This window comes from Agromyces humi (assembly GCF_009720255.1).
Classification (GTDB): Bacteria; Actinomycetota; Actinomycetes; order Actinomycetales; family Microbacteriaceae; genus Agromyces; species Agromyces humi.
Genome location: NZ_WJSP02000133.1, coordinates 1 through 9042, shown reverse-complemented (window position 1 = coordinate 9042; position 9042 = coordinate 1). Strand labels below are relative to the sequence as shown.

12 protein-coding genes and 1 pseudogene are annotated in these 9042 nt (G+C 71.2%); 4 read left to right on the top strand and 9 right to left on the bottom strand.

All coding sequences use genetic code 11. The features are described from left to right. Positions 1-71: 71 nt before the first annotated feature. Positions 72-422: a tetratricopeptide repeat protein gene (locus GH736_RS12025; protein WP_159603545.1), complete on the bottom strand. Its 351-nt coding sequence runs from the start codon at positions 420-422 to the stop codon at positions 72-74. Between the two features lie 32 nt (positions 423-454). Next, positions 455-805: a hypothetical protein gene (locus tag GH736_RS12020; protein WP_159603543.1), complete on the bottom strand. Its 351-nt coding sequence runs from the start codon at positions 803-805 to the stop codon at positions 455-457. 281 nt (positions 806-1086) lie between these two features. Here GH736_RS12020 and GH736_RS12015 point away from each other — a divergent pair, with 281 nt between their 5' ends. Beyond that, a complete protein-coding gene (locus tag GH736_RS12015) occupies positions 1087-2232 on the top strand; it encodes a M14 family zinc carboxypeptidase (RefSeq protein WP_159603541.1) in 1146 nt (381 codons plus the stop codon). A gap of 98 nt (positions 2233-2330) precedes the next feature. Here the strand turns inward: GH736_RS12015 and purQ are convergent, their stop codons facing one another. The 3 genes and pseudogenes from purQ to GH736_RS12000 all read right to left on the bottom strand — a co-directional run bounded on the left by purQ (position 2331) and on the right by GH736_RS12000 (position 3866). Then, a complete protein-coding gene (gene purQ / locus GH736_RS12010) occupies positions 2331-3029 on the bottom strand; it encodes a phosphoribosylformylglycinamidine synthase subunit PurQ (protein ID WP_159603539.1) in 699 nt (232 codons plus the stop codon). Positions 3030-3142: 113 nt separating this feature from the next. After that, positions 3143-3376: pseudogene (gene purS, locus GH736_RS12005) on the bottom strand (phosphoribosylformylglycinamidine synthase subunit PurS); the annotation flags it as partial. A gap of 76 nt (positions 3377-3452) precedes the next feature. After that, positions 3453-3866, bottom strand: a complete 414-nt coding sequence (locus GH736_RS12000) for a hypothetical protein (protein ID WP_159603537.1) — start codon at positions 3864-3866, stop codon at positions 3453-3455. A gap of 217 nt (positions 3867-4083) precedes the next feature. Here GH736_RS12000 and GH736_RS11995 point away from each other — a divergent pair, with 217 nt between their 5' ends. The 3 genes from GH736_RS11995 (at position 4084) to GH736_RS11985 (ending at position 6824) form a co-directional block, all read left to right on the top strand. Continuing rightward, the gene (locus tag GH736_RS11995; protein WP_159603535.1) at positions 4084-4653 is read left to right on the top strand and encodes a PadR family transcriptional regulator; all 570 of its coding nucleotides are present in this window, start codon (positions 4084-4086) and stop codon (positions 4651-4653) included. A gap of 64 nt (positions 4654-4717) precedes the next feature. Next, positions 4718-6289 (top strand): DHA2 family efflux MFS transporter permease subunit, encoded by a 1572-nt coding sequence (locus GH736_RS11990; protein ID WP_159603533.1) that lies wholly within the window; start codon positions 4718-4720, stop codon positions 6287-6289. 115 nt (positions 6290-6404) lie between these two features. Further along, entirely contained in the window at positions 6405-6824 is a 420-nt protein-coding gene (locus GH736_RS11985; protein ID WP_159603531.1) for a DUF1304 family protein, read from the top strand. Here the strand turns inward: GH736_RS11985 and GH736_RS11980 are convergent. From GH736_RS11980 to GH736_RS11965, 4 genes are all read right to left on the bottom strand, one after another. Then, on the bottom strand, positions 6821-7159 hold the full coding sequence (locus GH736_RS11980; RefSeq protein ID WP_159603529.1) for a hypothetical protein: 339 nt from the start codon (positions 7157-7159) through the stop codon (positions 6821-6823). The two genes, GH736_RS11985 and GH736_RS11980, sit on opposite strands and share 4 nt — an antisense overlap. Beyond that, entirely contained in the window at positions 7156-7365 is a 210-nt protein-coding gene (locus GH736_RS11975) for a hypothetical protein (protein WP_159603527.1), read from the bottom strand. Before GH736_RS11975 ends, GH736_RS11980 begins: the two co-directional genes overlap by 4 nt. Before the next feature lie 112 nt (positions 7366-7477). Beyond that, positions 7478-8701, bottom strand: coding sequence for a kynureninase (locus GH736_RS11970; protein ID WP_159603547.1), 1224 nt, complete (start codon positions 8699-8701; stop codon positions 7478-7480). Between the two features lie 32 nt (positions 8702-8733). Then, positions 8734-8889, bottom strand: coding sequence for a hypothetical protein (locus GH736_RS11965; RefSeq protein ID WP_159603525.1), 156 nt, complete (start codon positions 8887-8889; stop codon positions 8734-8736). Between the last annotated feature and the right edge of the window lie 153 nt (positions 8890-9042).

The window sequence follows — 9042 nt, the reverse complement described above, 5'->3', positions numbered from 1 at the left end:
GCGGATGCGCTCGTCGGCGCATCATCCAGTTGAGGAAGTTCCCGAAGGCGAACGGCCTGCGCACCATGTGCTCACGATAGTGCGCGCCGGATGCCGCGCGCCCGCGCGACGGACTCCTCGAGCCGGCCCAGCAGGCGCAGCGTGCTGCCGTACTGCAGCAGGCACTTGCGCAGCGTTTCCCCGGCGAGCCCGGCGGCGAGCGCGGACTCGTAGTATCCGGCGGCGGTCTCCTCCTCGCCGGCGGTGTCGTAGGCGCCGCCCACCTCGTAGAGCACCTCTGGCCGACCCGGGTGCTCGGCCAGCAGGCCGAGGAACGCGTCGATCGTCGGCTGCATGTGCTCGCGGTCGCGGCGCTCGAAGATCTCGGCGATGGTCGCTTCGAGCTCGGAGGGGAGTGGTTCGGGTCGGCGCGCGTCGGTCATCGTCCCATCCTGCCGCGCTCCGCGGCTCGGAGTCAGCCCTGCTGGGAGCCGGAGTCGCCGGACATCGGCGGGAGGTTCCCGTCGCCGGGCCGGAAGCCGTCGTCGGGGAATCCTCGTCCGTCCTGCACCATTCCCCTGCCGGGCCCGGCGCCGAAGCCGTCGAACAGCGACGCCGCGGTGCCCGCGACGAACCCGCTCGCGAAGCAGAGCAGGGCGAGCAGCACCGCGCCGATGGCGAGCACCCAGGCGCGTCGGTACCACGGCACATGGTGGGCATCCGCTGGCGGCACGTTCGACGGCACGCGGGCAGAGCCGGCGGGAGGCGGCGCACCGGGTTCGAAGGGTCGCGGGGCGACGGGCTGCGTCGGGGCAGTGGCACTCATGTCGGAAACCTCCGGGACGAGGCGGGGCGTGATCCCCGCACCTCACCGCAGGATGCGCCGCGGGCCTATGCAGGCGCCCTCAGCAGTCCATGAATCGGCTCGGAGTCCAGCAGCCGGACGATCGGCCCGCCCAGGACGTGCACCGCGGACGCGCGTCTCTTGAACTGTGCCCTCGTCCCTCCGTAGGCTGCGAAGACGTCTCCGGGAAAGCCTATTCCAAGGCTCGCTCCCGGAGACCGTGTCGCATTTGGCGGCACATCGATCTCAAGGGGGAGTTCCACATGACCATTGGCCTGAAGCCGCCGAACCGCCGTCGCCTCACCGTCCTCGCCGCCGCCGCAGCCCTCGCGGTCGGCGCGCCGCTCGCCGCCGGCTCGCCCGCCTTGGCGGACGCGAACTTCCCGTCGCCCAACGGCAACACCAACACCGCCAGCATCGTCACCTATGACGGCCTCGTCGCCGAGCTCGGGCGAATCGAGAAGACCGCGCGCTTCGGCGTCGACGTCTTCACGCTCGCCGAGGCAGGCACCGCCGTCACGACCACGGAGCAGGGTCGGGACCTCTACGTCGCGACGGTCGGCGACGGCCCTGAGCAGGTCTGGCTGCAGGGACGCATCCACGGGAACGAGCCCTACGGCACCGAGTCGCTCCTCGCGGTGCTGAAGGAGCTCGGCACCAACGGCTCGCCCGACTGGAAGCTGCTGCGTGAGACCTACACGTTCCACGTCATCCCCATGTACAACCCCGACGGCTCCGAGCTCAACATCCGGCACACCGTGCTGCAGGACGGCTCCGAGAAGCGCATCGACCTGAACCGCGACTGGGGCGTCGGCAAGTTCGAGGCCGCCGAGTCCGAGGCGTTCTACGAGTACTGGACCATGGTGGACCCGGCGTTCGCCGTCGACATCCATCACCAGGGACTCAAGACCGAGTACGGCACGGGCGACGAGGTGACGCTCTCGCTCGGCATCTCGCTCGCTCCCGGCGGACCCACCCTGCCGACGGTCGAGGGCGGCGCGTACGACCTGCTCACCCGGCAGATGCACGTCCACGTCTACGACGAGCTCTCGAAGGTCGGCTACGTCAACATGGATCGCTACCAGGTCGGCGGCAGCCTCGAGATCGACATCAAGGGAGGCGTTGTCTCGGCGATGATGCTCGGGCTGAACCACGACGGGCTCAACCCCGAGGGCCACAGCAACCCGGCGATCTTCTTCGAGACGAGCGGCAACACGTCCGACGGCAGCCTCGGCCAGAAGGCGCGCGGCAAGTCGATCCAGCAGAACGTCCGGGCCCTCAGCGAGCTGCTCGTGGGCATGGCGACGGGCGAGGTGCAGCAGGAGGACCCGGCACGCTGGGAAGAGATCCCGCACGCGCCGGTCACGGGCTACCAGACCGACGATGGCGTCATCCCGGCGTCCTTCTGAACCGATCTCCGAGCGGGCGGGGCGGCCATGGCCGCACCGCCCGCTCGGGCGCGGTCTGGTTCGGATGCCGCGCCGCGGCATCCGCCCGGTCAGCCGGGCTAGGCCTCGACGAGTGCCCGGCGCACGACGCTCGTGAAGAACGCGAGGCCGTCGACGCCCGACCGCATGGCGGCGGCGGTGTCGGGGCCGAAGCCGGGCTCGACGGCGTGCTCGGGGTGCGGCATGAGGCCGACCACGTTGCCGCGGGCGTTCGAGATGCCCGCGATGTCGCGGAGCGAGCCGTTGGGGTTCACGTCGACGTAGCGGAACACCACGCGGCCCTCGCCCTCGAGCCGGTCGAGGGTGTCGTCGTCGGCGATGAAGCCGCCCTCGCCGTTCTTCAGCGGGATGGTGATCTCCTGGCCGGCGTCGAAGCCGCTCGTCCAGTCGGTCGAGGTGTTCTCGACCCGCAGTACCTGGTCGCGGCAGATGAACGCGCCGTGGTCGTTGCGGATCAGGCCGCCCTCGAGCAGGTGCGCCTCGGTGAGCATCTGGAAGCCGTTGCAGATGCCGAGCACGGGCATGCCCGCGTTCGCGGCATCCACGACCTCGGTCATGATCGGGCTGAGCGAGGCGATCGCTCCGCAGCGCAGGTAGTCGCCGTAGCTGAAGCCGCCCGGCAGGATGAGCGCGTCGACGCCGTCGAGGTCGTGCGAGCCGTGCCAGAGGGCGACGGGCTCGGCGCCCGCGAGCCGCACGGCGCGCTGCGCGTCGCGGTCGTCGAGCGAGCCGGGGAACGTGATGACGCCGATGCGCATGTCAGCCGGCCTCAGTGCGTCTCGCCCGCGGGGGCGACGTAGCCCGAGTCGGAGTGCTCGGCGGACTCGTGCGCGGCCTCCTCGGCGAGTTCGGCGTTGGACTGCTCGTAGTGGATGCCCACGACGTCCTCGATGACCGAGTTCGAGAGGATCTCCTCGGCGATCTGCTGCACGCTGGCCTTCAGGGCGTCGTCGACAGGGCCGTCGACGGTGAGTTCGAAGCGCTTGCCGATGCGCACGCCAGAGAACCCGCTGCGGCCCGTGCGGGCGAGGGCGCCCGCGACGGCCTTCCCCTGGGGGTCGAGCAACTCGGCCTTGGGCATCACTTCGACGACGATGGTGGGCACCGCGGTTCTCCGTCCGGTGTCGAGGGTGTGGATGCCTCGATTCTATCGGGAGACCGCGGATGCCCCTCGCCGGGCGTCAGCGTCGCGAGATCGCGCGCACGATGATGCCGACCGCCGCGAGCGCGGCCACGGCGATGCCGATGACGAGGCCGGGGTTCTCGCGGTAGCGCGCCTTCACGTAGCCGACGCCCTCGTCCGCGGCGCTCCTGGCGTTCGCGTACGCGTCCTTGGCCTGCGCGGTGACCGTCTCGGCGGCGTCGGCGGCCTTCTCCGCGACATCCGCGGCCTTGGCCTTGGCGCTGTCGATCACGTCGTTGACCGCTCCGGCCACCTGCTCCTTCGCGTCGTCGGCCGCCTCCGCGGCGTCGCGCGTGGTGTCGCGCACGCCGCCGGCGAGGTCCTCCGCCGTTCCGGCCGCCAGGTTGGCCGTGTGGTCTGCTGCGCTGCCTGCCGTCGTCGCGTCGGCGATGTTGCGGTCCGTGTCAGTCATGGGTTCCACCTTCCGTCGTTGCGATGCCGTCATGCTACGCGCGCCGCCTCGGGGCCGCCCGAAAGGGGGGTCGGGGTTGCCAATCCAGCGAATCGGGTGCTACCGGCGGTGGGTCCTCGATCCGCGCGGGTGCGGCGGCGGCGAGGTTGCGGTCGCTGCGTTCCGCACGTACTATTCCGCACGGAATAGCTGCTGACATCGAGCGAAGGGAGCGCGGATGTCTCGACTCACCCCATTGGCACTCTCGACGCTCGCGCTGCTCACCGAGCGCCCGATGCATCCGTACGAGATGTACCAACTGATGCTCCAGCGCCGGGAGGACCGCGTCGTGAAGGTGAGCGCCGGTTCGCTCTATCGCGCCGTGGAACGACTCGCGGCCGACGGGTACATCGCCGAGACCGGCGTGGAGCGCGAGGGCAACCGGCCCGAGCGCACGGTCTACGCCATCACCGAGGCCGGACGCGACGCCGTGCGCTCGACGCTCGAGCAGATGCTCGGGGAGTTCGTCAACGAGTTCCCCGAGTTCCCCGTGGCGATCGGCGAGGCCCACAACCTGCCGCCCGAGCGGGTCGCCGAGCTGCTCGCCGAGCGCGTCGCGCGCATCCGCGAGTTCACCGCGGTCATCGACAGGGGGCTCGCGCACATCGCCGAGAAGGGCATCGCGCGGCATTACGTGCTCAACGTGCACTACACCCGCGCCATGCTCACGGCCGAGCTCGACTGGCTCGAGCAGACGATCGACGAGCTCCGCAGCGGCCGCCTGCACTGGGCGGCCCCCACCGACTGAGTTGTGCGCCGGCTGACTGCTGGGCTCACCGACTGACGACCACGGAACGGACACGAAGGACACGATGGAACCGCAACGCAAGCCCTGGCCCGCCCTCTGGGCGCTGGTCATCGGCTTCTTCATGATCCTCGTCGACTCGACGATCGTCTCGATCGCCAACCCGGCGATCCTGCGCGACCTCGACACCGACATCACCGCGGTGCTCTGGGTCACGAGCGCCTACCTGCTCGCGTACGCGGTGCCGCTGCTCATCACGGGCCGTCTCGGCGATCGGTTCGGCCCCAAGCGCGTGTACATGATCGGGCTGGTGGTCTTCACGCTCGCGTCGCTCTGGTGCGGGTTCTCGGGCGACATCACGATGCTCATCGCGGCGCGCGCCGTGCAGGGCCTCGGCGCCGCGCTCATGACGCCGCAGACGATGGCCGTGATCACCCGGATCTTCCCGCCCAACCAGCGCGGCGCGGCCATGGGCCTCTGGGGTGCCGTGGCGGGAGTGGCGACGCTCGTCGGGCCGATCCTCGGCGGCGTGCTCGTCGACTCGCTCGGCTGGGAGTGGATCTTCTTCGTGAACGTGCCCGTCGGCATCGTCGCGTTCATCCTCGCGTGGCGGCTCGTGCCGAATCTCGAGACCCACTCGCACCGCTTCGACTGGCTTGGCGTCGCGCTCAGCGCGGTCGGCATGTTCCTCGTCGTCTTCGGCATCCAGGAGGGCGAGACCTACGACTGGGGCACTATCGTCGGCCCGATCACGGTGTGGGGCCTCATCATCACCGGCATCGTCGTGCTGGTCGGGTTCGTCGTGTGGCAGCGGTTCAACCCGGCCGAGCCGCTGCTGCCGTTGCCGCTGTTCCGCGACCGCAACTTCTCGCTGTCGAACGTCGCCATCTCGCTCGTCGGCTTCGCCATCGTGGCCATGCCCCTCCCGCTCGCCTTCTACTACCAGGTGGCCCGCGGCCTCACCCCGACGCAGGCGGCGCTGATGCTCGTGCCGATGGCACTGGTGACCGGTGTCGCCGCCCCGTTCGTTGGCCGGCTCATCGATCGCGTCGACCCGAAGTGGATCGCGTTCAGCGGCTTCGTGGTCACCGCCCTCGCACTCTGGTGGACGTCGACGCTCCTCACCCCCGACCAGGAGCTCTGGGTGCTGCTCATCCCGTCGGGCCTGCTCGGACTGGGCCTCTCGGGCATCTGGGCACCGCTCGCGTCGTCGGCCACTCGCAACCTCCCGCCGTCGCAGGCCGGAGCCGGCTCGGGCGTCTACAACACCACCCGCCAGGTCGGCTCCGTGCTCGGCAGCGCGGCCATCGCCGCCCTGCTCAACGCGCGGCTCGCCGCCGAGTTGCCCGGATTCGACACGCAGGCCGCAGAGCAGGCGAGCGCGGGCTCGAGCGGCATGCCGCCGCAGGTGCTCGAGGGCTTCACGGCCGCGATGTCGCAGTCGATGTGGCTGCCGATCCTCGGCTTCGCCGTCGGCGCGCTCGTCGTGCTGTTCTACGCCAAGCCGAAGCTGACCGTCGACTGGGGCGCCGCGGTGCGCTCCGGCGAGGCGATGGGGCAGCCGGCCGACGAGGCGATGGGGCAGCCGGCCGACGAGGCGATGGGGCAGCCGGCCGACGAGGCGGCGCGAGCCGAATGACCGAGCGGATGCCGCGGCGACGTGCCGCGGCATCCGCCCCGTCCTCGTGACGCACCCCGCCGCCTTGGTGGGCGCACCGGTGCGGTCGCGGCGCGGCGGGACGAGAATGTGCGCCATGAACAAGGTCGCGCAGGTGCTCGCCGCCCTCGAGGCGCTCACGCTCATCGCCGTCGGCGTGATGGAGGCGTTCTTCTACCGAAGCCCCGAGCTCTACGGGATCTTCCTCATCGAGCCGGGCGAGTACGATGCCGTGCGGCTGTGGACGGTGAACGTCGGCTTCTACAACATCTTCATGGGCATCGGGCTCATCGTCGCGCTGGTGTTCGTGAACCGCGGTCGCGTCGTCGCGGGCCGCACGATCGTGCTCTACACGAGCGCGCTGCACGTGCTCCTCGGCATCACGCTCGTGATCAGCGAGCCCCGGCTCTGGGTCTCGGCGATCGGCGAGGCCGGGCTGGCGGCCGCCGTGATCATCGCGGTGATCATCGGCGACCGCCGTGCCCGTGCGGATGCCGCACCGGTCGGTCGCGCCTAGGTCCGCCGCAGGGCGCGGACGACCAGGAGCACGACGACGGCGACGCACGCGAGGACGGCACCGCCGACCGCGACGGGCCGCTCGCGGAGCATCTCGAGCACGCGACCCGGAAGCCCCTCCGACCCGCCGACCGAGTCGACGGGTTCGCGGCGCTCGTCGCCCGTCTGGCCTGGGCCGGCCGGGGACTCCCGCCGGCTGCTGCTGCCGGTGCCGCCGGTCGAGCTGGGGCTGCTGCTGCTGCTGGTGCCCGTGCCGCCCGCGGCCATCTGGCTCATGGTCGGACCGCCGTGCGCCTCGGCATCGGTCGTCGCGGTCGTGCCGGTCGTCTCGCTCATGCGCGACCCCCAGCCGTCTGGGCGCCGACCTGGCGCCGGGCCTGGGCCCACGCCTTCTCGCGGGCCTTGATGACCTTCGGGTTCGCCCAGAACGCCTCACTCGCCGCCGCGTACTCCCGCAGGCGCGGTGCGAACCGCCGGCCGAGCGCGGCCACGATGCTGACGACCCCGAGGATGATCATGGTCGTTCGGATCTGCCGTGGCATGTCGCCCCTTTCCGCCGTCGACGGGCTCGACGGCTCTTGGGGCCAGCATGCGAGGGCGCCCGGCTGCGGTCGAGCCGATTGACAGTCCCGAGCGCGGCGAGTAGAACCCCCGTCAGGCCAGTCCGGCCCGTTCGGTGAGCACGGTCTTCAGCGTGTCGCGCGCCGCCTCGAGGCCGCGGTGCACCTCTTCGAAGCTCGTCGAGAGCGGTGAGAGGCCGAGGCGCAGGCCCCCGGGATCGCGGTAGTCGGGAATGACGTCGCGCTGCCAGAGGCGCGCGGTGACCTCCCGCATGGCCGGGTGGTTGAGCGTGACATGGCCGCCGCGCTCGTCGGGGTCGAGGGGTGAGGCGAGCGTGACGCCGAGCGGTCCGAGCCACTCGTCGGCGACCGTGATGGCGAACGACGTGAGGGCGACCGACTTCGCGCGCACGGCCGGCATGCCGGCCTCCTCGATCATCGCGAGGGTCTCCTCCATGGCGATCATGCCGACGATGGGCGGGGTGCCGCTGATGAAGCGACGGATGCCGGTGGCGGGCGTGTACCCGGGCCCCATCCTGAACACGTCGGCCGTGCCCATCCAGCCCTGGATCGGCTGGCTGAGCACGCCCTGCAGGTCGTCTCGGACGTAGGCGAACGCCGGCGACCCCGGACCGCCGTTGAGGTACTTGTACGTGCAGCCGACGGCGAGGTCGAACCCCCAGAGGTCGGACTTGATCGGCACCGATCCGGCCGAGTGGCACAGGTCCCACAGGATGAGCGCGCCGGCATCGTGCGCGATGCGCGTGAGCTCGGGGGCGTCGGCGAGGTAGGCCGAGCGGTAGGCGACGTGGCTGAGCACGACGAGTGCCGTCTCGGGGCCGGCCGCCTCGGCGAGCTGCTCGGGCGTCACGCCCGACGCGGGGTCGACCTCGATCCAGCGCAGCCGCATGCCGCGCTCGGTCGCGATGCCCTCGAGCACGTAGCGGTCGGTCGGGAAGTTGTCGCTGTCGACGATGATCTCGCGGCGCGCGGGGTCGCGGGCGAGCTGCGCGTCGACCGCGGCGCGGGCGAGCTTGTAGAGGAGCACGGTGGTGGAGTCGCCGATGACCGTCTGGCCCGGCTTGGCCTCGATCACGGCGCGGCCGATGCGGTCGCCGATCTCGAACGGCAGCTGCATCCACGACTCGTCCCATCCGCGGATGAGCCGGCCGCCCCAGTCCTCGCGCATGAAGCGCTCGACGCGTTCGATGGCCGACACCGGCGGGCGGCCGAGCGAGTTGCCGTCGAAGTACACGAGGTCGGTGTCGGTGCCGGCGAAGCGCTTGCGGTAGTGCGCGAGACCGTCGGCGCGGTCCATGCGGCGGGCGTACGCGAGGTGCGGGTCGAGGGTCACAGGAGCTCCAGGTCTTCGGTGGGCACGACGCACGCGGTCGCGAGCCACTCGGGCAGTTCGTGGATGGTCGCGGGCGGCGCCCCGGGCACGAAGGTCGCGATGCCCTCGGCGCGGGCCTCGCGCGGCCAAGGGTCGGTGATCGCGGCGATCACGTGGGCGGCGTCGAGCCCGACGAAGTGGACCGACGGGTTCGACCGTGACGGACGGCTCCGCCTTCGCCGCGTCAAGGGTGCCACCGATCTTGACCGGACGCCCCACGATAAGGGCGAAGATCGACGCGGGCCCCCTGGCCCTCGTCGCCGTGG